General features: G+C 67.5%; 19 protein-coding genes. 10 read left to right on the top strand and 9 right to left on the bottom strand.

What is annotated here, in order from left to right:
• The first annotated feature begins 28 nt into the window (after nucleotides 1-28).
• Nucleotides 29-1,723: a sensor histidine kinase gene (locus tag MUG94_RS04975; RefSeq protein WP_227908048.1), complete on the top strand. Its 1,695-nt coding sequence runs from the start codon at nucleotides 29-31 to the stop codon at nucleotides 1,721-1,723.
• Between the two features lie 12 nt (nucleotides 1,724-1,735).
• Here the strand turns inward: MUG94_RS04975 and MUG94_RS04970 are convergent, their stop codons facing one another.
• On the bottom strand, nucleotides 1,736-2,467 hold the full coding sequence (locus tag MUG94_RS04970; RefSeq protein WP_227908047.1) for an MBL fold metallo-hydrolase: 732 nt from the start codon (nucleotides 2,465-2,467) through the stop codon (nucleotides 1,736-1,738).
• A gap of 57 nt (nucleotides 2,468-2,524) precedes the next feature.
• Between MUG94_RS04970 and MUG94_RS04965 the strand changes: the two genes are divergently transcribed.
• On the top strand, nucleotides 2,525-3,091 hold the full coding sequence (locus tag MUG94_RS04965; RefSeq protein ID WP_227908046.1) for a TetR/AcrR family transcriptional regulator: 567 nt from the start codon (nucleotides 2,525-2,527) through the stop codon (nucleotides 3,089-3,091).
• A 14-nt stretch (nucleotides 3,092-3,105) separates the two neighbouring features.
• Here MUG94_RS04965 and MUG94_RS04960 read toward each other — a convergent pair whose 3' ends face one another.
• Nucleotides 3,106-3,930, bottom strand: a complete 825-nt coding sequence (locus tag MUG94_RS04960) for a response regulator transcription factor (RefSeq protein ID WP_227908045.1) — start codon at nucleotides 3,928-3,930, stop codon at nucleotides 3,106-3,108.
• A 117-nt stretch (nucleotides 3,931-4,047) separates the two neighbouring features.
• Here MUG94_RS04960 and MUG94_RS04955 point away from each other — a divergent pair, with 117 nt between their 5' ends.
• Nucleotides 4,048-5,739, top strand: a complete 1,692-nt coding sequence (locus tag MUG94_RS04955; protein WP_247098836.1) for a sensor histidine kinase — start codon at nucleotides 4,048-4,050, stop codon at nucleotides 5,737-5,739.
• 210 nt (nucleotides 5,740-5,949) lie between these two features.
• On the opposite strand, the gene sufU is transcribed toward MUG94_RS04955, so the two are convergent.
• Together sufU and MUG94_RS04945 are read right to left on the bottom strand one after the other, a co-directional pair.
• Nucleotides 5,950-6,435: a Fe-S cluster assembly sulfur transfer protein SufU gene (gene sufU, locus MUG94_RS04950; protein ID WP_227908043.1), complete on the bottom strand. Its 486-nt coding sequence runs from the start codon at nucleotides 6,433-6,435 to the stop codon at nucleotides 5,950-5,952.
• Nucleotides 6,436-7,752 (bottom strand): cysteine desulfurase, encoded by a 1,317-nt coding sequence (locus MUG94_RS04945; protein WP_279324699.1) that lies wholly within the window; start codon nucleotides 7,750-7,752, stop codon nucleotides 6,436-6,438. It lies immediately after the preceding gene.
• A 324-nt stretch (nucleotides 7,753-8,076) separates the two neighbouring features.
• Here MUG94_RS04945 and MUG94_RS04940 point away from each other — a divergent pair, with 324 nt between their 5' ends.
• The 6 genes from MUG94_RS04940 to MUG94_RS04915 all read left to right on the top strand — a co-directional run bounded on the left by MUG94_RS04940 (nucleotide 8,077) and on the right by MUG94_RS04915 (nucleotide 16,684).
• A complete protein-coding gene (locus MUG94_RS04940) occupies nucleotides 8,077-8,886 on the top strand; it encodes a hypothetical protein (protein WP_227908042.1) in 810 nt (269 codons plus the stop codon).
• A 67-nt stretch (nucleotides 8,887-8,953) separates the two neighbouring features.
• Nucleotides 8,954-11,881, top strand: a complete 2,928-nt coding sequence (locus tag MUG94_RS04935; protein WP_227908041.1) for a fibrinogen-like YCDxxxxGGGW domain-containing protein — start codon at nucleotides 8,954-8,956, stop codon at nucleotides 11,879-11,881.
• A gap of 31 nt (nucleotides 11,882-11,912) precedes the next feature.
• Complete coding sequence (locus MUG94_RS04930) at nucleotides 11,913-12,743, top strand: CDP-alcohol phosphatidyltransferase family protein (RefSeq protein WP_227908040.1); 831 nt, start codon at nucleotides 11,913-11,915, stop codon at nucleotides 12,741-12,743.
• On the top strand, nucleotides 12,736-13,668 hold the full coding sequence (locus MUG94_RS04925) for a glycosyltransferase family 2 protein (protein WP_227908039.1): 933 nt from the start codon (nucleotides 12,736-12,738) through the stop codon (nucleotides 13,666-13,668). The genes MUG94_RS04930 and MUG94_RS04925 overlap by 8 nt, the downstream gene beginning before the upstream one ends.
• A complete protein-coding gene (locus MUG94_RS04920; RefSeq protein ID WP_227908038.1) occupies nucleotides 13,665-14,999 on the top strand; it encodes an O-antigen ligase family protein in 1,335 nt (444 codons plus the stop codon). The genes MUG94_RS04925 and MUG94_RS04920 overlap by 4 nt, the downstream gene beginning before the upstream one ends.
• Nucleotides 15,000-15,154: 155 nt before the next feature.
• Entirely contained in the window at nucleotides 15,155-16,684 is a 1,530-nt protein-coding gene (locus MUG94_RS04915; protein ID WP_247098835.1) for a lipopolysaccharide biosynthesis protein, read from the top strand.
• Nucleotides 16,685-16,776: 92 nt separating this feature from the next.
• On the opposite strand, the gene MUG94_RS04910 is transcribed toward MUG94_RS04915, so the two are convergent.
• From MUG94_RS04910 to MUG94_RS04900, 3 genes are all read right to left on the bottom strand, one after another.
• Nucleotides 16,777-17,334 carry a glycosyltransferase gene (locus MUG94_RS04910; protein WP_227908036.1) on the bottom strand — a complete coding sequence of 186 codons (558 nt, stop codon included), beginning with the start codon at nucleotides 17,332-17,334 and terminating at the stop codon, nucleotides 16,777-16,779.
• Nucleotides 17,331-17,780: a PssD/Cps14F family polysaccharide biosynthesis glycosyltransferase gene (gene pssD / locus MUG94_RS04905; RefSeq protein ID WP_227908035.1), complete on the bottom strand. Its 450-nt coding sequence runs from the start codon at nucleotides 17,778-17,780 to the stop codon at nucleotides 17,331-17,333. The genes MUG94_RS04910 and pssD overlap by 4 nt, the downstream gene beginning before the upstream one ends.
• A gap of 62 nt (nucleotides 17,781-17,842) precedes the next feature.
• On the bottom strand, nucleotides 17,843-18,586 hold the full coding sequence (locus tag MUG94_RS04900) for a Wzz/FepE/Etk N-terminal domain-containing protein (RefSeq protein WP_227908034.1): 744 nt from the start codon (nucleotides 18,584-18,586) through the stop codon (nucleotides 17,843-17,845).
• Between the two features lie 198 nt (nucleotides 18,587-18,784).
• On the opposite strand from MUG94_RS04900, the gene MUG94_RS04895 reads away from it, so the two are divergent.
• Nucleotides 18,785-19,816, top strand: a complete 1,032-nt coding sequence (locus tag MUG94_RS04895; protein WP_227908033.1) for a glycoside hydrolase family 16 protein — start codon at nucleotides 18,785-18,787, stop codon at nucleotides 19,814-19,816.
• 13 nt (nucleotides 19,817-19,829) lie between these two features.
• On the opposite strand, the gene MUG94_RS04890 is transcribed toward MUG94_RS04895, so the two are convergent.
• Together MUG94_RS04890 and MUG94_RS04885 are read right to left on the bottom strand one after the other, a co-directional pair.
• Nucleotides 19,830-20,282, bottom strand: coding sequence for an FAD synthase family protein (locus MUG94_RS04890; protein ID WP_227908032.1), 453 nt, complete (start codon nucleotides 20,280-20,282; stop codon nucleotides 19,830-19,832).
• Entirely contained in the window at nucleotides 20,282-21,808 is a 1,527-nt protein-coding gene (locus MUG94_RS04885; RefSeq protein ID WP_227908031.1) for a sugar transferase, read from the bottom strand. The genes MUG94_RS04890 and MUG94_RS04885 overlap by 1 nt, the downstream gene beginning before the upstream one ends.
• Between the last annotated feature and the right edge of the window lie 217 nt (nucleotides 21,809-22,025).

The following is a 22,025-nucleotide window of genomic DNA, read 5'->3' as shown; positions in this document are numbered from 1 at the left end:
TCGCTTACCAGGGGGAGAGTTCATCACCATGTCACGGCTCTCCGCACGCATGCTCGCTTCGCTGCGTTCCGGCCGGGATTTCCACGAATTGTCCCTGGCCCAGCGGGTTCGGATCAGCCAGGCGCCGCTGGTCATCACGGTTGCCCTGCTCTGCCTCATTTTTGCCACGCTGCTGCCGGAAATCTTGACCCGGCCGCTGTTCCAGACCGGGCTGGCGCTGCTGGCTGTGATCACGGTGGCCACCGCCGTCGTTCCCTGGGACCGGCTCTGGTATCCCTCCTACTGGATCCTGCCGATCCTGGACTTCGCCGCCATCGGGTTCCTCTACGCCGGCAGCATCGGGCTGGCCATGGGCATTTACCTGTTGGCCATCTTTCCGGTGTTCTGGCTGTCCTGGTCCCGGGTATCCGCAGCCGGCGCCCGGATCCTCAGTTTTATCGGTCCGCTGGCGATTGTCTGGAATCCAGTGTTCGCCTCGGAGTTTCCTGTCACGGGTCAGCGGCTCGCCGCACCGATCCTCGGCCCGCTGGTCACCCTGGCCGTGGCCGTGACGGTCACCGTAATGCGCAGGGACATGGCTGACCAGCAGGCAGCACTGGCAGCCAAGGATGAACAGCTGGAAAACGCCCTGCGCCAGAGCACGGAGCGCTCCGAACTGCTGGACGGTGTCCTGAACGCGATCGACGTCGGCGTGCTGGTGGTGGGTGCCACCGGTGCCGCCGTGCACAAGAACAGTGCCATGGAGGGCCTGGATGACAGGCTCCGGCCGCCGGGCAGGAAGCATACCCAGGAGGCGGACCTGCTGTTCTTCGCCGCGGACCGCACCACTGCGCTGCCGCCGGACCGGCGGCCCATTGCCCGCGCCAAGCAGGGCGAATCCTTTCAGGACGTGCTGCTCTGGGCCGGACCGCCGGAAAACCAGGTGGCGCTCTCCTGCTCGGCGCGCATCCTGCGCAACGAGTACGGGTTCCACGGTGCAGTGATCGCCTTCCATGACATCACCGCCCTCGCCGATGCGCTGCGGGCCAAGGACGACTTCGTCTCCAGTGTCTCCCATGAGCTTCGCACTCCCCTGACCTCGATCATGGGCTACCTGGACCTGGCCCAGGACGAGGCCGAGGACCTGGGCCTGACCGGCACCATTCCGCATGCAATCTCAGTGGCCCAGCGCAACAGTGAACGGCTGCTGCTCCTGGTCTCGGACCTGCTCGCCGCCGCATCGGGCAGCGTGTCCGTGGATGCCCAGCCGGTGGCCGTGGCCGAGCTGATCTCCACGAGCCTGCGCGCTGCCGCCCCGCGGGCCGCCGCCGCCGGCGTGGAGCTGACCACCAGCTGCGCTCCCGCGCTGGCGGTGCAGGCGGATCCGGTGCGGCTGGCCCAGGTGCTGGACAACCTGCTCTCCAACGCGATCAAATACTCGCCCGACGGCGGCACCGTCACAGTGAGTGCCTGGACCGACGGCACCTGCACCTGCCTGGAGGTCCGGGACACCGGAATGGGCATGAGCGAGCAGGACCAGAAGGAGCTGTTCACCAAGTTCTTCCGCACCGGCGCCGTGCGGCAGGCGGGCATTCCCGGCGCCGGCCTGGGCCTGGCCATTTCCAAGAACATTGTGGAGGCCCACGGCGGCACCATCACCCTGGTGAGCGAGCCCGGGGTGGGATCCGCGTTTACAGTGTCCCTGCCGCATGCGCCGTCGCTGACGCCGATAACCGCCCTGTAAGACCGTCGAGGCTTAGTTTCCGGCATCCTCTGTCTCCGCGGCCGCCCGCACGGCGTCCTGCACCCCGGCAGGGTTTCCCCGCCACGGTGCACCGTGCCCGGGCAGCACCCACACGGCGTCGACGCCGGAGAGCCCGCCCAGCGATTCCAGGGCCAGCTCCGGGTCATCGGTGAAGGGAGCCGGCTGCAGGCCGATCTTTCCGGTCAGCACGCTGCGAGTGGTCAGCGCGTCACCGACAAACACGGCGTTTGCGGCGGGTACGTGCACCGCGATACTCCCGGGCGAGTGCCCCGGCAGAGAGAGAACCCTCGGAGCTCCGGGCAGTGCCAGCACGTCGCCGTCGGCCACTTCGGTCACCACGGTGAGATAGTTGGTGCGCCAGCCGCTCTTGCCCATCGAATACAGCAGGAACCCGGCGACGACGCGCAGCCGCGAGGGCCCCATGCTCAGTTTGGGCTTCTTTCCGCCGCGGGCCCTCTCGGCGTCGGCGGCGTGAACGTAGACGGGAACGCCGTGGTCTCGCCGCAGCCGCTCCGCAAAGCCGATGTGGTCGCTGTCCCCGTGGGTCAGCACCACGCCGCGGATGTCCGCGAGGCTGCGGCCCATGGCATCCAGCTCCGCCAGCAGTTCCTTCCAGTGCCCGGGCAACCCGGCATCGATCACCGTGATGCCGTCCGCGGTGTCCACGAGGTAGGCGGCCACGATGTCATTTCCGATGCGATGCAGGTGGGGGCCGAGCTTCATGGGGAGACTCCTTCAGGAATCAGAATGTGATAGGAATAGCTACGATACTTAGCCATCATGGCTAATGTCAATAGCCATGATGAAAGGACACCTGTGCCGACACCTGAGCGCACGTCGCTGGCCGAGATTGTAGCTGCGGGATGTTCCATCCTGGAGAGTGAAGGGCTCTCCCGTGTCACCATGCAGGCGGTGGCACAGCGGGTGGGGGTGCGGGCGCCGTCGTTATACAAGCGGGTGAAGGACCGGGACACGCTGATAGAACTCATCGCTAAGTCCACTGTGGATGAGCTCGCGGACCGGCTGGCATCCGCGGAACCCACGCTCGCGGGAATGGCACGCACCTACCGCGGATTTGCGCAGGACAACCCGGAGGGCTTCCGCCTGATCCTCTTCACTGTTGGCGATCCGGCGGCTCCGGAGCGGATCAGCGCACCCCTGCTGCGGGTAACTGAGGACCTGGTGGGGTGCGCGCAGGCGCTGGACGCCGCGCGGCTTGTCACGGCGTGGGCCACGGGCTTCATCAGCATGGAGTTGGCCGGAGCCTTCAGGCTCGACGGCGATTTGGAGCGGGCCTTTAGCTACGGACTGGAACGGCTGACGGCGGCACTGACACCGACTAACTGACCGGAAAAGCGTTCCTAGCGCGCCGGAGCCAACCGATAGCCGACGCCGCGGACCGTTTCCAGCCAACGCGGAGAACGGGAGTCGTCCCCGAGCTTGCGGCGGACGTTGCCCACGTGAACTTCAACGGTGCGTTCGTCAGCCTCGCTGATGAACCCGCCGGCGTCGTACTCGTCGCCGCGTAGCCGGCGCACCAGGTCAGTCTTGGTGCGGACCCGGCGTCCGCTTTCCAGCACGGCGTGGAGCAGTTCAAATTCGGTGCGGGTCAGTTCCACCGGTGTGCCGTCCACTTCTGTGGTCCGGCTACCGAAGTCCAGGCTCAGCCCGTTGTGCCGAAAATGGCCGGCCTCTGTGATTTCGGTTTGCACGGGAGCGGCAGCTGCTGGAGCCGTAGGGGTCGTCGACTCTGCGGAGGCCCCGGCAGCGTCGGGCACGGCGGGCTGGGGAGCCGTTGTCGCGTTTTCCTCGCTGCCGCGGGGGCGGCGCAGCATCGCGGAGATGCGGGCGCGCAGTTCACGCGGGCGGAAGGGCTTGGTGATGTAGTCATCGGCCCCGGCCTCCAGGCCCATGAGGGTGTCGAGTTCCTCGGCTCGGGCGGTCAGCATGACAATGTAGGCGTCGGAGAACAGGCGCACCTGGCGGATCACTTCAAAGCCGTCGATGTCCGGCAGGCCGAGATCCAGCGTAACGACGGTGGGATTGTGCGTCCGGACGGCTTCCACACCTTCAGCCCCATTGGGACTGGTGAATACCTTAAAACCGGACTGCTCCAATACCGCGTTTAATAGGTCGCGGATATCCTTGTCGTCCTCGATGATGACTGCAACGCGCTGTGTTTCCATACGGCTGTAATTTTCCGTCCTGCGAGACCTTCTGATAACCCGCTCCCCTAACCAGTGATACTACAGGCTCGCCCCTATAATCACTGCTATAGCTATAAGGATTCCGGGGGTCCATTTTTGTTGAATTTTGAGCGCCGCATCTTGGCGCTGTTGGGCATTCACCATGAATTCCATGAATTATCGCTGCGGCTGCGGGTGGCCCTGAGCCAGCTGCCGCTGGTGCTTTCAGTCCTGATCGCGTTGCCGCTGATGGCTGTGGTCAGTCCGGAGACGTTCCGCCAGGACCAGTTCCAGCTGGGCTTGGGTGTGCTGGCCATTGCTTCGGTGGCGGCCGCTGCCGTGCCTTGGGACCGCCTGTTCATCCCCGCGTACTGGCTCATTCCCCTGCTGGACTTCGCGGCGATTTCCGGGCTATACACCGGCGGGCGAAACTCGGTCACCGGTTTGAGCCTGCTGTGCGTTTTCCCCGTTTTTTGGCTCGCCTGGTCCGGAGCCGCACGCTGGCTCGGAGGGCTGCTGAGCTTTGCCGGTACTCTGCTGGTGGTCTGGACGCCGCTGATCGTTGCCGGCAATTCCACTCTCATGGATCTGGCCGGTCCCCTGCTGATCCCGTTGATCATGCTGGGAATCTTCTGCACCGTAGGCGTGGTGAAACAGGACACCGCGGCCCAGAACAGACGGCTTATTGCGGCCGAAAACAAGCTAAAGGGCAGCCTGCAGGAAAGCCGGGTGCATTCACAGCTGCTCAACGGGGTGCTGGAGACGGTGGACGTCGGAGTGACAGCCTTGGATGCCACGGGCCGGACCATCCTGATGAACAGCCGGCAGCGGGTCAACCATGAATTGGCTGGCCTTGCCGGTGGCACCGATCCCGGCGATGACGCCCTGATCTTTGGACTGGATCAGGTCACGCGGCTGACGCAGGCCCAGCGTCCGACGCAGCGGGCGATGCGGGAGGAGTCCTTCTCTGACCTGATCATCTGGGTAGGGACCGGAAAAGTACAGCGTGCGCTGGCGGTCTGTGCGCGGGCCCTGCGCGACAACGGCACCTTTGCCGGCTCGGTGCTTGCCTTCAGCGACGTCACCGACGTGGTCAACGCCCTGAACGCCAAGGAGGACTTTGTCTCCAGCGTCTCCCACGAGCTGCGCACCCCCCTGACCTCGATCATCGGCTACCTCGACCTCGCGCTTGACGACGTGGAGGAACAGAACCTGGAGGGCCCCGTGCGCACCGGGCTGCTGGTGGCCCAGCGAAATGCCGAGCGGCTGCTCACTCTGGTCTCGGACCTGCTGACTACCGCCTCGGGCATCATTGCTTTGAGCAGGTCCGATGAAGATCTGGCCGAGCTCGTGCGGGCAGCCCTGGATTCCGCCGACCCCCGCGCCGAAGCAGCCGGGGTGCAACTGAAGAGCGAAATTGCGGGAACGCTGCCGGTTCGGGTGGATGCCGGCCGGATCCTGCAGGTGCTGGACAATCTGCTCTCCAATGCCATCAAGTACTCCCCCGACGGCGGCACCGTCACCGTGCGCGCCTGGGCTGAGCCCGCCTCCTTGATCCTGGAGGTCAGTGACACTGGGATGGGCATGAGCCCAGAGGATCAGCTGGAGGTCTTCACCAAGTTCTTCCGCACCGGACAGGTCAAGAAGGCCGCCATTCCCGGTGTGGGCCTCGGCCTGGTCATCACCAAGTCCATTGTGGAGGCACACGGCGGGAAAATTTCGTTCGAGTCGGAGCTTCGCAGCGGCACGACGTTCCGATTGGAGTTGCCGATGGATCCGACGCTTATGGCGCCGTCTATCGTCGGTTGACTGCTCGTGGTTTCACTGCGCAACGCGCAGAAAATCTGGGTTCATCCGCAGGTTCTCAACAGCCTGCTGCTCTGGAAACGGTGTCTGTCTGAGTGACCGCTATGGACGCTGCCGGCCGGACAATCCTGGCTAAGGGCTAGCCGGGCTGCGGTTCGAATCCCAGCGACCACGCGCTGCTCTTCGGCCAACGCCGTTGCGCCTTTCGACAGCCTAGTTGGCGGCGAGGAGTGCTTCTTCCAGCGCAACCCAGGCGAGCATGGCGCACTTGACCCGCGCCGGATAACGGGAAACCCCGGAGAACGCCGCAGCGTCGCCGAGCACCTCTTCATCGGCCTCCACCGTGCCGCGGGAGCGCATCACCTCGCGGAAGTTATCCACCAGCGCCATGATCTCGTCCCGGGGCAGGCCGGCGGCCAGATCGGTCAGGACCGAGGCCGACGCCATGGAAATCGAACACCCCTGCCCCTCCCAGCTGATGCCCTCCACGGACGCTCCGCCGTCGGGCCCCGCGGCGGGATCCCCCGTGGAACCGGCCAGCACGGCACGCAGCGTAATCTCATCACCGCAGGTGGGGTTCAGCTGGTGGCTCTCCCCCGCCTTGGCTCCGGCCGGAACCTCCACCAGGCCGGCGCCGTGCCGGGCCTTGGCATGGTCCAGGATGATCTGCTGGTACAGCTGCTGCAGCTCGGCGCTCATTTACTTCACTCCAAAAAACGGACGCACGCCGGCCACCGCGTTCAGGAACGCGTCGACGTCGTCGGTGGTGTTGTACAGATAGGTGCTGGCACGGGTGGTGGAGATCAGGCCGAGCCGCCGGTGCAGCGGCTGCGCGCAGTGGTGGCCCACGCGCACGGCAATGCCCTGGTCATCCAGGAACTGGCCGACGTCGTGGGAGTGGACGCCGTCGACGTCGAACGCCGCCAGCCCGATCCGCTCCACTCCGGCGCGGGGACCGAGCACGCGGATGCCCTCAATTGCTTCCAGGCCGGACACCAGGCGCTGGCCCAGTGTGGCCTCCCACGCGTGGATGCGGTCCATGCCGGTCTCGCGCAGGTAATCCACCGCGGTGCCCAGTGCCATGGCCTGGGAAATGCGCTGGGTGCCGGCCTCGAAGCGCTGCGGCGCGGGCAGATACTCGGCCTTTTCCATGGTCACCGTGGTGATCATGGAGCCGCCGGTGAGGAACGGCGGCATGGCATCCAGCAGTTCGGCCTTGCCGTAGAGCACGCCGATGCCGGTGGGGCCGAGCATCTTGTGCCCGGAGAACGCGGCGAAATCCACATCCAGCGCCTTCACGTCCACCGGCAGGTGCGGCACGGACTGGCAGGCATCGAGGACGACGAGCGCGCCAGCGTTGTGTGCCAGGCTCACCAGGGTTTCCACCGGGTTGATGGTGCCGAGCACGTTGGAGGCGTGCGTGAACGCCACGATTTTGGTGCGCCCGGTGATCAGCCGTTCGGCCTCCTCCAGCCGCAGCGCGCCGTCGTCGTCCACCGGAATGAACTTCAGCGTGGCGCCGGTGCGGGCGGCCAGCTCCTGCCAGGGAATCAGGTTGGCGTGGTGTTCCATTTCGGTGACCACAATGTCATCACCCTCGCCCAGCGCGAAGCGGCGGGCCGCCTCTCCTCCGCGGCCGGCGGCGGCGTTGGAGAACGCGTAGGCCACCAGGTTCAGCGCCTCGGTGGCGTTGGAGGTCCAGACGATCTCGTTGGGCCGGGCGTTGATGAACGCGGCCACTTTGGCGCGGGCGTCCTCGTACACGTCGGTGGCGGCGACGGCGAGGGTGTGCGCGCCGCGGTGCACGGCGGAGTTGCGCTGTTCGTAGAACTCCTGTTCGGCCTCGATCACGCTGAGCGGGTTCTGCGAGGTGGCGCCGGAGTCCAGGTACACCAGCGGATGGCCGTTGACCTGCTGGTGCAGGATCGGGAAGTCGTTGCGGATGCGCAGAACCTCGGCGTTGTCCATCAGCCCGTCAGCGGGCTTCAGGGTATCGGGGGTGGAAACCACAGGCACGGGAAAAACTCCTTGGCTGGCCGTCGGGGTGCGCGCGGGTGATCTGCACCATTACGCAACACAAGTCTGTGCTAATCATCCCACTGTGCGGCGGCGAGCGCACCTGAGTCCGGCCTTAGTTCGCGGCTGGAGCAACAGTACTGGGTTGCTACTCGCTGACCCGCGGCGCCGCACCCGGCGAATGCTCGAAACTACGTGGGTTTACCTGTGCTCCTTCACTCAAGTCTTGGTGCTTTTTCTCTTGACCTGGAAAAACACGCTTCCTATGATTCCCGGCCCTGTCTAGGGTCCGAAGCATCGGTCTCCAACGATTGCAAGGACCCCATGTCCCAGTCTCCGCCCCAAAACTCCAACGGCACTCCGCCGTCTCCTCGGCGTGTGCGCCGGCCCGCCCTGCTCGCGGCAGTTGGTGCCGTCCTCCTGGCGGCAGGCGCGCTGAGCCTGGCCGGGCTGGGAGTCCTGCCCGTCGCGGGCTGGGACGGCGGCGGCAGCTCGGATGCCCGGGCGCAGGCCAACGACGGCGGTAACGGGGCTGAGGACGGCGGCGGAGACGGGACCGCACCTGCGGCGGATCCCCCCGCTTCGCCCGCGGCCTCCGCCTCCGCCACGGACTCCCCCGCACCCGCTGCCCCGGGCACCGGCGGAACGGAACCTGCACCGGCCCCGAGGGCCTCCGGTTCGGACCGGCTGCCGGCTGATCCGAAGCTGCCGGAGCCGGCCCGGGACGCAGTGCTCGGCTACATCGACACGGCCGCCGCCATGGCCGCCGAACCTCCGCCCGCTGACGGCGGCAAACTGCCGGCACCGGACTATTCGGGAATTGCCGCCGGAGCAGCCCTGGGCGAGCTCACTGCCCAGTTCGAAGAGTTCCAGACCAACCAGTGGACCGTCGACGGCACTCCCGAGCTGGCCGTCCGCGGCATCGAGGACCTGGAAGCGGACGGCACCGCGGTTCGCCGGATCTCGCTCTGCATCGACTCCAGCGCCGTGCGGCTCACGGACCGGGACGGGCAGATCCTGCTGGCCGCCGAGCCTCCGGGCACCCGCACCGCGCTGAACTATTACGACCTGCAGGAAATCGACGGCGCGTGGCGGGTGGTCTCCCACAGCTTCCCCGACGATCCGGCCTGCTAACCGTGTGCTCCCGCCCATACTTCCCGCCCAAACCCGCATCCCAGCCCACACGCCCGAAGGACAGACCATGAACAACCGGCTCCGCCAGCGCAGGTTCGGCCAGCGCAGATCCCTCCGGCTGGGCGCTGCCCTGGCCGCACTGGTGGTGGCCGCCGGCCTGACCACGGCGCTGCCCGCTTCCACCGCGGAGCCGGTGGCGCCGAACGGATCCTCCGCCGACGCCGCGGCAGCCTCCTGCTGGGAAATCAAGCAGGGCCATCCGGCGCTGCCGTCTGGCGTGTACTGGCTGCTCACCCCGGCCATGGCCGCCCCCGAACAGTTCTACTGCGACCAGACCACCGACGGCGGCGGCTGGGTGCTGGTGGGCCGCGGCCGCGAGGGCTGGAAAGAACTCTACGAAGGACGCGGCACCCCGGCACAGGTCCGCAGCACCGTGACCGGTTCCGGCGCCTTCTCACCCCGCCAGCTCTCCGCTCCCCTGATTGACGGGCTGCTCAACGGGCAGGCACCGGATCAGCTGGAGGACGGCATCCGGCTGCGCCGCGCCCTGGACACCGCCGGCAGCACCTGGCAGGAAACCCGCTACCGCACCGCCAATCAGCCCCGCTGGACCTGGACCATCGGTTCCGCCACCCCGGTGGTCTCGGGCAGCTTCGACTCCACGGTCTTCTCCGGCGGGCTCACCTCCAGCTTCGGCACCAACCAGGCCTTCAACCGGGTGGTCACCACGGAAGCGCAGGCACAGGGGTGGACACAGGGGTTCGCCTACGGCAGCCAGGCCCGCGGCGTGAACTCCGCCGACAGCTACGTCTGGTCCAGCACGGCGACGGCGGGAAACCCCCGCCCGTTCACACAGATGTATCTGCGGCCCAAAATCACGCAGGCCACTGCCGGGTTCACGCCGCTGCCCGACGCCGGAGCCCCGGCCTACGCCCAGCAGGCCCGCCCGGAAACCGGAGCGGCGGCCACCGCGTGGGGCGTCACCGGCCTGGCCAGCGGCACCGGTGAACTTAACACCGAGGTGCAGGCCTTCGCCCAGATCGGCAACGTGGTCTACGTGGCCGGCAACTTCCGTTACGTGCAAAAGGACGCCGCCGGCACCGGCCGGGCGGACCAGCCCTACCTGGCCGGTTTCGACGTCGCCACCGGAGAGTGGATCTCCACCTTCCAACCCAAGCTGAACGGACAGGTCAAGGCGCTGGCCGTGCTGCCCAACGGCACCCTGGCGATCGGCGGCACCTTCACCACCCTGAACGGTGCCGCCACCGGCCCGGTGGCGGTCCTGAACCCGGATACCGGAACCGCCGTCGCCGGCTGGCGGGTGGGCGTGGAAAACCGGGTCACCGGCGGGGCGGTGCAGATCCGCACCCTCGAGGTTAGGGACGGCTGGCTCTACCTGGGCGGAGCCTTCACCCACCTGACCGGCGGCACCGCCACCAGCCCGGTCTACGCCCGGAACGCCGCCCGCGTGGCGGTGGCGGACGGGAAGCCGGACAGCGGCTGGAACCCGGCCTTCAACGGCACCGTGGTGGCCGTGGATCCCAGCGCCGACGGGCAGCGGCTCTATGCCGCCGGCTACTTCACCGCGTCCAACGCCGCCACCACCTACCGGGCCGCGGCCCTGAGCACCGCACCGGGCGCAGTCCCCGCCGAATGGAACTTTGTGCCCAGCTCCGGCGAGCGGGCCGGCTACCAGCAGGGCATCAAGGAAGTGGGCAACCGGGTGTGGGTGGGCGGCGCCGAGCACTCACTCTTCAGCTTCGACACCGCCACCCTCACCCGCCAGTCCTCCAACATCACTCTGGAGGGAGGCGACTTCCAAGATGTGACCGAGGCCAACGGCATTGTCTACGGCTCCTGCCACTGCGGGCACTGGAACTACAGCGGCGCCTCCACGTGGCCGTCAGTGGGCAGGAACTTCGCGAGGGCTGACAAGATCAACCTGGTTGGCGCATGGAACGCCGGCACCGGAGAGTACATTCCGGAATTCAATCCGGTCATGAAGGGCCGGGCCGGATACGGCGTCTGGGCCACCCTCGTGGACAGCCGCGGCGTCCTCTGGGCCGGCGGAGACCTGGTCTCCTCCAGCACCAGCGGCGGAACCAGCCAGTGGTCCGGCGGCTACGCCCGCTTCGCCCCCGCTGACGCCGCCGCCCCTGAGGTGCCCGGCGGGTTTGCCGTGGCCAGCAGCGCCGGCACCGACACACTCACCTGGTCCGCCGCCGCGGGAACGCCCGCCTCCTACCAGGTGCTGCGCAATGACCGGGTCATTGCCTCCACCACGGCCACCAGCTTCTCGCTGCCGGCCACCGGCGGACTGCCGGCCACCGGCGGAGCCCGCTACTTTGTCCGGGCGGCCGATGCCGCCGGGAACTACTCGGCGACGACGGCGGTCAAGACCGGCGGCACTGTCCCCAGTGTTCCCAGTGCCCCCAGTGTTCCCAGTGCCCCCGGCACTCCGGACGTTCCGGAGAATCCCGCTGCGCAGACGGTCATCGCTGCGGGCAGCTCCTGGAAGTACCGGTTCAGCAGCGACGCTCCGCCGGCGGGGTGGACCGGAACCGGTTTCGCCGACGCCGCCTGGAGCACCGGCAACGCGCCGCTGGGCTGGGGCAGCACCGGGCTGGGCACCACCCTGACCGCCGAGGGCACCAAGCCGCTCTCCAGCCATTACCGCAGGAGCTTCCAGATCGCCGATGCCGCCAAGGTTGACTCGGTGACCCTGACCACCCGGGCTGATGACGGCGTCGTCGTCTATGTGAACGGGAAGGAAGCGGCGCGCAGCAACATGCCCGCCGGAACTCTCACGCATAATTCGTACGCGCTGACGGCCCCTTCCACCGCTGTTGCCCTGGCTGCGCCCGTGGTGGTTACGCTGCCCGGTTCCGCGTTTGTCACCGGCACCAACGTGGTGAGCGTGGAGGTGCATTCGAATTACCGCAGCACGCCCAGTTCCAGTTTCGATCTCAGCGCAGTCATGAGTCTGCGCAACTAACAGCAGCAACCAACATCCAGGGGGGTAAGGCATGGTTGTCCACGCCGAACAGGTGAAAGAACCCGGCGTCGCCGGCAGATCCGGCGGATCCGGCACGTCCGGGGTGCGGGTGGCGTTTACCCGCTGCCTGGCGGACCTGAATGCTGCGCAGAAGCCCGGCGCCGGAGTTCCGGCCTACACCCGGTGGGTGAACCGGCGGCTCGCCCGCTATGCCGCGGCCGGCGCCGTCGCCCTGCGGCTCTCCCCCAACGCCGTCACTGCGGCGAGCGCCGTGCTGTCCTTCGCCGGGCTGGCCGTGCTGCTGGTCTTTGCCCCCGGCCCGGGAACGGCCGCAGGCGCCGCGGTGCTGCTGGCCGGCGGGTACGTGCTGGATTCGGCCGACGGGCAGGTGGCACGGGTGACGGGCCGCGGCGGACCCGCCGGTGAATGGCTGGACCACGTGGTGGACGCGGTGCGGACCCCCGCCATCCACCTCACCGTGCTGGCGGCCCTGGCCCTGCACGCCGATGTTCCCGGCTGGGTGCTGGTGCTGCCGCTGCTGTACTGCCTGATGTCCGGCGGACAGTTCATGAGCCAGATCCTCGCTGAGCAACTGCTGCGCTCCGCCGCTGCCTCTTCCCCTCCTTCCGGTGCTGCGGCCCCCGGCGTTTCCTCAACTGCGCCGGGAGCGCTGCGTTCCTTCGTGCTGCTGCCCACCGATGCCGGAGCCCTGTGCTGGGTTTTTGTGCTGTGGGGATCCGGTCCGCTCTTCCTGGCCGCCTACGGCAGCCTCTTCCTGCTCAACCTTCTGGCCGTTGCCGCCTCCATGCGGCGCAAGTACCGCGCACTGGCCTCGCTGCGAAAGGAACCCCGCCATGTCTGAGTCCTCACACGTTTCCGGTGAGACCGTCACCGTGGTCATCGCCACAGTGGACCGCCCCGAGCTGCTGCGCCAGGCCGTGCGGGCAGCCCTGGCCCAGGATTATGCCGGGCCGGTGGACGTGGTGGTGGTGTTTGACCGGGTGCCGCCGCAGCCGCTGCCGGACATCGAGGTTCCGGCCGGCCGGACGCTCACCACGCTGGCCAATCAGCGCACCCCCGGTCTGGCCGGCGCCCGCAACACCGGCATCCTCGCCGCGCAGGGAACCCTGGTGGGTTTTTGCGACGACGACGACGCCTGGCACCCTTCGAAGCTGCGTCTGCAGATGGACGCCTGGCAGCAGGACCCCGGTGCGGTGGCTGTGGCGACCGGTGTCCGCATCACGGCCGACGGCGCGGTGACGGACCGCAATCCTCCGCCCACCGTCGGATTCACTGATTTCCTGCGCTCCCGGATCTCTGAGGTCCATCCTTCCTCGCTGCTGTACCGGACATCGGACCTCACCGGCCGGGTGGGGCTCGTGGACGAGGAGCTGCCGGCCTCCTACGGCGAGGATTATGACCTGCTGCTGCGGGCCACCCGCTTTGGCCACGTCCGCTCCGTCCCCCGCCCGCTGGTCACCGTGCGCTGGGGCGGGCATTCGATGTTTGCCGGCCACTGGGAGATCCTGGCCGCCGGACTGACCTACCTGCTGCAGAAGTTTCCCGAGTTCGCGTCCACTCCGGCGGGCACCGCACGGATCGCCGGACAGGTGGCGTTTGCCCACGCTGCCCTGGGCCAGCGCCGGACCTCCCGGCGGTGGGCGCGCAGTGCGCTGCGCCGGAACCCGCTGCAGCTGCGCGCCCATGCCGCGGTGCTGGTGGCCAGCGGCGCCGTGTCGGCTGAGGCGCTGTTGGCCTTCACCCAGAAGCGGGGACGTGGCCTGTGACCGTCCGGACCGCCGCGCTGCCCTCCGCGCCGCCGTCGGGCGCGGCAGCCGGGACAGAGCCGGGAGCCGGGAACGCGCCGGCAGCCGGCACCGGCGCTACCCGCGTCCAGAAGCACCTGCCGGCCTGGCCAATGATGCTCCTGCTGGTGGGTTTTCCCGTCTGGTGGGCGCTGGGTGCGGCCCCCTTCGCGCCCCTGCTGCTGGCCGGCATCATGACGGCCCTGATGCTGACCCGCGGCCGCATCATGCTGGTGCCCGGCGTCCTGCCCTGGTTCGCCTTCCTGCTCTGGGTGGGCGTGGCGGCCATCAACCTGGACTCAGCCACCTCGGTGCTTGCCTACCTGCAGCGGGCCGGGAACCTGCTGGCCGTGGGGGTGTTCATGGTGTACGTCATCAACGCCCGCAAAACCCTGCCCGCCCGGCGGATCATCCTTGGACTGCTGGCCGTGTGGGTCACCCTGATCACGCTCGGCACAGCGGCCATCTTCTTTCCGGACGTCCGGCTGACCACCCCGGTGGGAACCTTGCTGCCGAATTTCCTGACCAGCAACCCCCTCGTCTATGACCTGGTCTTCCCGCCCCTGGCCGAAGTGCAGCAGCCCTGGGGCTCTCCCGAGCCGTTCAACCGGCCTGCCGCCCCCTTCCCCTACGCCAACAGCTGGGGCGTGATGTTTGCCCTCCTGACCCCGGTGGTGTTCGCCGCCGTCTGCCTGGTCCGCCACCGCGCGGTGAAGGCGGCGCTGATCCTGGGCGCCGTTCTCTCCCTGTGGCCGGCGCTGGAAACCAGCAACCGCGGGATGTTCGTGGGGCTCGCCGCGGCGGTGCTGTACGTCCTGGCCCGGCTGTTTTTCCAGGGACGGCTGAAAAGCGTGGCCGCCGGCGTCCTCGTGCTGGGGATCGGCACGGCGGTGCTGGTCGCCTCCGGTGCCGTACAGGTCATCCTCGACCGCCAGCTTTACAGCGACAGCACCGGAGGGCGGCTGAACCTGTACCAGCGGACGTGGAAAGCCACTCTGGAACAACCGCTGCTGGGCCATGCCACGCCCCAGATGGAGGAGACCATCGGGGTGTCGATGGGCACCCAGGGCTATGTGTGGATGCTGATGTTTTCCTACGGGCTGGTGGGGCTGGGACTGTTCCTCTACTTCCTGGTGGCCGCAGCGGCCCGGACCTGGCGGGTGGCCTCCACCGCCAACCTCTGGCTGCACAGTGTTCCGGTGGCCGCGCTCGCCATCATTCCCTTCTACGGCCTGGACGTCATGCAGCTGACCTCCGTGGTGCTGGTCCTGGCCCTGCTGCTGCGCCGGCGGTATCTGCCGGACCCGGCATGAGCGCCGCAGCCCCGCAGGGCACTCTGGCCGCGGCAGATCCCGGGCGGTCAGGTCCTGGGCCGGGTAGTCCTGGGCCGGGTGCCGGTTCCGGAGCCCGGCCGGGGACTGGTTCTGGAGGCGGGACGGGTACCGGACCGCTGGCCCGCACCGGCGCGGTGTCCTTTCTGCTGGTCCTGACCGGATCGGCGCTGGCGTTCGGCACCACACTGCTGGCCGGCAACCTGCTGGGCGCGGAAGGCACCGGGACGCTCTTCCAGATCACCGCGTTCTTCGCCATTGCCGTCACCGTCTGCACCGCGGGCGCCGACACCGGACTTGTCCGCTTCCTCTCCGCCGCCCGGGCACGCGGCAGGACCGGCGACGGTCCCGCACTGCTGCGGATGGCACTGCTGCCGGTGGCGGCCGGTTCGGCCTGCGCTGCCCTGGCGTTGTGGCTGGCGGCGCCCCGGCTCCAGCAGTGGTGGGGCCTCGAGGCCGAAGCCAGCATCCGCATCGCCGCACCGTTTGTGATCTGCGGCGCCGTCATGACGGTGCTCTTCGGGGCGCTGCGCGGAAGCCGCCAGGTGGTCCGGTTTGCCACCCTGCAAAACCTGGTCCTGCCCCTGCTTCGGATGGCGGGTCTGGGCGCGGTGATCTTCCTCGGCGCCGCCACCGAACTGCTGACCGCTGCCTGGGTGCTGCCCGTGCTGCTCATCTGTGTCCTGGCCGCCCTGTCCCTGCGGCGGACGCTGACGCCGGAGCCGGCTTCAACGGCCTCCGCTGCCTCCGCTGCCTCCGCTGCCTCCGGTCCAACTTCCGCTCCGACTCCCCTTCCAGCTCCCGCCCGCCACCCCTCGCTGCGCCCGAGGGCTCCGAAATGGCGGGAGTTCTGGTCCTTTTCCGGTGCCCGCGGCATCAGCGCCGGGATTGAGGTGCTGCTGGAATGGGCGGGCGTGCTGGCGGTGGCCGTGCTGCTGGGTCCGGCAGCGGCCGGCGTGTTCGGCGTGGTCAACCGCTGCATCCGGCTCGGCACCATGCTCGACCACACCGCGCGGATCGTCTCCGGGCCAACGCTCAGCGAGGCACTGGCGGTGGGCGACACACGGGCCGCGGACAAGCTGTTCAGCTCGGTGACCCGGCTCCTTATTCTGGGGGCGTGGCCGCTGTATCTGGTGTTCATCGTCTTCAGCGCCCCCGTGCTGGGCTTCTTCGGCGACGGGTTCGACGACGGCGCCTCGGCCTTCGCCGTCATCGCCGCCGCCATGCTGCTGGTGGTCTCCGCGGGAGGCGTGCAAAGCGTCCTGCTGATGTCGGGGCGCAGCCGGTGGCAGCTGCTGAACAAGGCAGCGGCCCTGGCCACCGCCGTCGTCCTCTATGTGACCTTGATTCCGGTCCTGGGACTCACGGGAGCGGTGCTGGCCTGGGCGGCGGGTGCGCTGGTGGACGTGGGGCTGGCGGCGTTCCAGGTGCGCCGGTTCCTGGGCATCGGCACCCGGCTGCGGACCATGGCGCTTCCGGCGGGTCTCGCGTTTGCCGTATTTGGCCTCGGCGGATGGGCGGTGCGGCTCGCTGCCGGCCCCACTCTGGCCGGCCTGCTGATCCTGCTGGCGGCCGGCGGCGCCGCCTATCTGGCGCTGCTGGTCCTGCTGCGCCGTCCGCTGGGACTTGCGGGGATCCTTCGGAAGCCGTCCCGGGTGCAGCAATAGCGCACCGGCAGCGGGTCTTTCGCGCGGCGTGCGGGTTCCAAGCTCAGGGTTGACCAGCTCAGGGTTGCAAGCTTGGCGTTACAAGCGTGGCGTTACAGCCAAACCTGGCGAAGCCGGCGGAGGGACACCCGCGGCCGGGGAACCGGACCCAACCCCGCCACGACGCGCTCCAGTCGCTCGGCTGCCGCCGCTCCCCCGGCCTGGCGGGGCAGGGACCGTGCCGACGCCGGGTCAGCGAGCACCGCGGATCCCAACCGCATCAGTTCTTCCAGCGATGAGGCCATGACCGCTTCTCCCTGCCGGTGCATGGCCTGGGTGAAGGCCACCTGATGGCTGTCAACCACTTCCTGCAGTTCCGGCAGCCGCGGCACGGCCACCGGAAGATGGCCGGTTTCCCGGGCATCCAGGATGGAACCGGGACCGCCCTGCACCACCACCAGGTCCGCCTGCCGGTACAGCGCCAGCAGGTCCTGCCGCGGCATGCGGTCTATCCCCTGAGCCATCCGGGGACTTCGGCTGGCGCCGTACTGCACCAGGGTGGACGGCGGCGACTCGAAGGACTCCAACCATTCGTCCACCCAATCCACCAGCCGGTCAAAGCGGTGAAAATCGGTGCCGAGGGAAACGATGATCCGATAGTCCTGAGTCACAGCAGTTGTCCTATGTTAATGGCCTCGGGATAGAATTCCCGCTGCTCTTCCCATTGAATGCAAAAAGCGTCTGACAGTGGGTAACAAATGCGTCCGCTGAGTGTTGGCATGGTAATCCGGTCAAAGCACTCGATGTATACCGTGCGTATTCCCATGAGGCGCGCCATGATGAAAAAGGGAACGCTCACGCCGGCCCCCGCGGACACCACCACGTCCGGACGGAAACGCCGCAGCGTCGGCCAGGACAGGAAAAGGTTGCGGACCGCGTTGGGCAGATGACGGGTGGTGGGAAAAAAGCACCAGGTGACGTCCTCATCAGCCAGGGCGGTTTCCACCTCGGACTGCCGAAAGGTCACCCACTCCCGCCCGTGGTCCTTCCACCAGGGCTGCAGGGGAAGCAATTGGGCGAGATGGCCGCCGCCCGATGTCACGAACATGATTCTCATCCGGTCTCCTTTGATTGCGGTGCGTCGTTGCAGCCGCTGCTTACCCGGCGGCCGCTGCCGGGTTACTCTCGGGCGCCCTTGAGGCGGTGGCTTCGTTCACGGCCCAAAGCCAGTCCGCAGCCGGCCAGCAGCCCGAAGGCCACGGTGCCGGCCACGACCACCGGCAATCCGGGGGACGCCGGGTCCACGGGAACCGTGGCCCGCGAGATCACGCGGCCGGGCACCTCCCCCACCAGGCGCAGCGACACCAGCTGATCCTGCAGCGAGGACAGTGCAGCCTCGTCCGCCGGGGCTGTTGTCCGCTTGGCCGTCAGGTCGCTGATCTTCCGCTCCAGCTCGGCAATCTGGCTGTGGGCGACATCCTCCGCCCCCTGGGTCCGGAACAAGAGGTAGGCCTCGGCGAGGGCGTTGGCATTGGCGGCGGTGTTCTCCGCGTCGACGCCCTTGACCGTCACCTTCAATACCTGCGAGCCCGACGGCGCCGCCACCGATGTCTCCGCCATCAGGTCCTCGGGGCTGGCGTTGCCGACGGTGTCGGCCGCAATGGCGGCGACCTCCCGGGACGCCATGACTTCGCGTTCGGTGGCCATGTTCACCTGCTGCTGCGATGCCGCAAAAGGAGACGTGGTCAGCGGGGCCACGGTCAGCGCGGCGCTGGCCGAGTAGGTTTCGGGGGCTGCGGCTCCCAGGCCTGCCCCCACTGCACCGCATACCGCGGCGGCTCCCAGAACCGTTTTCCAGCGGCGGAAAACAATACTAAAAAAGTCTCCCATTTCAACAACGGGAAGTTGCTTGTTCGAGTTCACTTTAATTCTCCCAGCTAACGGTGGCGCATCGTTGCAAATAATCCTAAAGTGAACTGTCGAACTGCACACGGGTAGAACAATGCGAAATGCTGCACACAATGCTCACCTTTATTGTTTAAATACTTGCTTCCGCTATTTAATTACTTGGGTACCCCGATTACTTTCTGAAATTCGATTCCGTGAGGAGGTGACATCACTGTGACGCCCCAGCTGCTTCCGGGCCGGTCCGCGGCACCGCTCCTGCTGCCTGAGCTGCCACCCCGCCCCCTGCCCCGGCGCCGGCACCGGCGGGCGCTTGTCATCCGGACCCTCCTGGCGCCGGCCCTGGTTGCCCTGAGCGCCTGCAGTGGACTGCAACCGGTTCCGGAGGCTCCTTACCCCAGCCGGCAGACAGTCGGTTCGTCCCCCGTGACCGGCCGGGGGCCGAACCCGGCACCGGACATGCCGGCCGACGAAGCCTGGCTCCCCGGTTGGGGCACGCCGGTCTTTCGGGACGAGTTCGACGGCGGGCTGTCCCAGTGGACCGTCCGTGACCACGGCACCCACGGCTCCCTCAGCTATGACCGGGCCGTCATCAGCCGCCGCCAGGCCACTGTGGCCGACGGGCTGCTCTCGATCACCGGGGAGCGGCTGCCGCAGCCCGCCGGCGAGGCCTCGGACCGGCACTTTGTCACCGGATACCTGGACAGTGCGGACACCTTCTCGCAGGAGTACGGCCGCTGGGAGATGCGGGCCAAACTGCCGCTGCCGCCGGGCCGGTCCCAGGGCATCTGGCCAGCTTTCTGGCTCCGTCCGGACGGGCGCGCCACCGAGGGCGAGATCGACATTATGGAGGCCTACGGCACCGACGAGGCCGCACCCTTTGGGCTGTCCACGGCGGACAAGTCTCAGGCGTCGCTGCATTTTGACCAGTCCGGCGGGAACAAGGCCATGGGCTGGACCCCGCCGCTGACCGGACTGCACACGGAGTTCCACGTCTGGGCGGTGGAGTGGACGCCATCAGGCGTGGCGTGGTTCGTGAACGGCCAGCCCTATAAGACGGTGGCCCGGGAGGACCACCCCGGTTATGCCGCAGCCTTCGGCACCGGCGCACCCTTCCATATGCGGCTGAACCTGCAGTACGGCTCCACCGACTGGGGATATCCGGATCCGGCGGATCCGGACGTCACCGTCGATAAAGCCGTGTTCCAGGTCGATTATGTGCGGGTGTGGAAGTACGACGGCGGCTGACGACGTCCGACTGTCAGGCCTGCCGGTGCGGAACGCTGCGGTCAGGGGTGCCCAGTGCGTCCAGGGCACGGCGCAGAATCGTGGACGAGGTGTGCACGGTGTACGGGAAATACACCACGTCCACCCCCACGCCCCGGAAGCGCCCCTCCAGGGCGATGCCCTTTTCGGTGCCCTTCCAGTCGTCGCCCTTGAAGAAGACATTGAAACCCACCTCCCGCCACACCTCCAGCCGGTCCGGCGACGTTTCGCTGACCACCCGGTCCACGAGCGATATGTGGCGCAGGATCTCCATGCGTTCATTCAGGGGAACGGCTGGGAGCCGGCCCTTGGTGGCCAGACACAGTTCATCCGACACCACGCCCGCAACCAGGATGTCGCAGTGTGCCCGCGCCTGGCGCAGGATGTTCACATGGCCCACATGAAACAGGTCATAGGCACCCGCCGCGTATCCGATGCGAAGCGTCATCAGTAAGCACCCACCGGTTTCCACAGCACCTTGAAGGTGCGCCACAGGATGATCAGGTCTCCGGCCAGGGACCAGTTTTCGACGTAGTACAGGTCCAGCCGGACGCCGTCCTTCCAGTTCAGTTCAGAACGGCCGTTGATCTGCCACATGCCGGTCAACCCCGGCTTGATATAGAGGCGCCGTCCCACCCGGTCGCCGTATCTGGCCACCTCGCCGGGCAGGGGAGGCCGGGGGCCAACCAAGGACATGTGGCCGCACAGGACATTCCAGAATTGGGGCAGCTCATCCAGGGAGTACTTCCTCAGCCAGCGGCCCACCCCGGTCACCCGCGGATCGCCCTGAATCTTGAACAGCACCCCCGCTCCCTCGTTGCGGTCCAGCAGGCTTTCCAGTTCCTCCTCCGCCGACAGGACCATGGAGCGGAACTTATACATGGTGAAAGCCTCGCCGCCGCGGCCCACCCGTTCCTGGCGGAAGATCGCCGGGCCGTCACTGTCGCGCCGGATCAGCATCGCCAGCACGGCAAACACGGGCAGGAGCACCAACAGGGCCAGTGCTGAAAGGGCGATGTCCAGAGCCCGCTTGAGCACGTGCTTTACGCCGGTGTATTGCGGGAGCTCCACATGCATCAGGGGAAGACCCTCGACCGGGCGGGAGTGAATCCTGGGCCCGGCCACGTTGGTGAGGCCGGTGGTCAGAATGAGCTGGGTTGCCGATTCCTCCAATTGCCATCCCAGTTCCTGCACTGATGCGCCGTAGCCCTTGAGCGGGCCCGCCACTATCACCGCGTCCGCGCTGAGCCGCCGCACGGCGTCCACCAGGGTGCTGCGGTCTGCGACCACCGGAACCCGCTGCCTCCCCACCCAGAGGTCCCCCTGCGTTGGCCTGGTCAGTGCCGCTCCCACCACCTGGTAGGCCGCACCTCCCCTGCCCTGAAGCTGGTGCGCCACATGCCGGACATCCTTGGGCCTGCCAAGGATGATGACTTTCGTTAGATACCGCCCGTTGCGCCGCTGCCGGCCGAGCCAGCAGCGGACCAGCCACCGGCAGACAATGAGCCAGACCAAGCCGGATACAAATGCACCGGCGAAATAGCCGCGGGAGAAATCCAGGTGGAATACCAGCATCAATACAGCGAAGAGGCCCATTACGGCGAACGTGGCGCTGATGACGCGTTTGTATTCATCGATTCCTGACCCGGCAATTCCGACGGCCCGGGAGCGGTAAACAGCCAGCAGCACCAGCCACGCTCCGCAAACAATGCCGGATACCGCCCAATAGGGTACGGAAATGTTCTCACCGGTCATGGATTCATTGGCCACACCGAAACGTGTCACATGGGCCAGGATGACGGCCTGGACAACCACGGCCGTATCGAATCCCAGCAGGATCCGGCGGTACCGGTTGGTCCAGCGCACACTGTCACTGGATGACAGCGCCCGGGCCGGTGTGAAGCTCCTGGCATGGGAAAACGAAGCCTGCGGAAGATAGTCCTCCCGGATCTCCGGATCTTTAACCTCAGTCATGCGAGCCCCCTCAAAGCTCTAACTGTTACCGAAGGGGCCGACGGCGGCTGGGGGGAAGCCTTGGTCTCAAGAGGCTTCGACACCGTCGACCCCGCTCGGGGGACCGGCGTCAGGGACGCCGGATGATTGGATACGGGGCAACCGTCCGTTTGCAGTGACGCAATTTCCGCCAGGAAATCAATTCCCTCAAAGAAACGCGGTGCAAAGCTTGCAGGAA

This window comes from Arthrobacter gengyunqii (assembly GCF_023022985.1).
GTDB lineage: Bacteria > Actinomycetota > Actinomycetes > Actinomycetales > Micrococcaceae > Arthrobacter_B > Arthrobacter_B gengyunqii.
The sequence above is the reverse complement of the archived record's forward strand: the minus strand, read 5'-3'. Positions and strand labels throughout refer to the sequence as shown.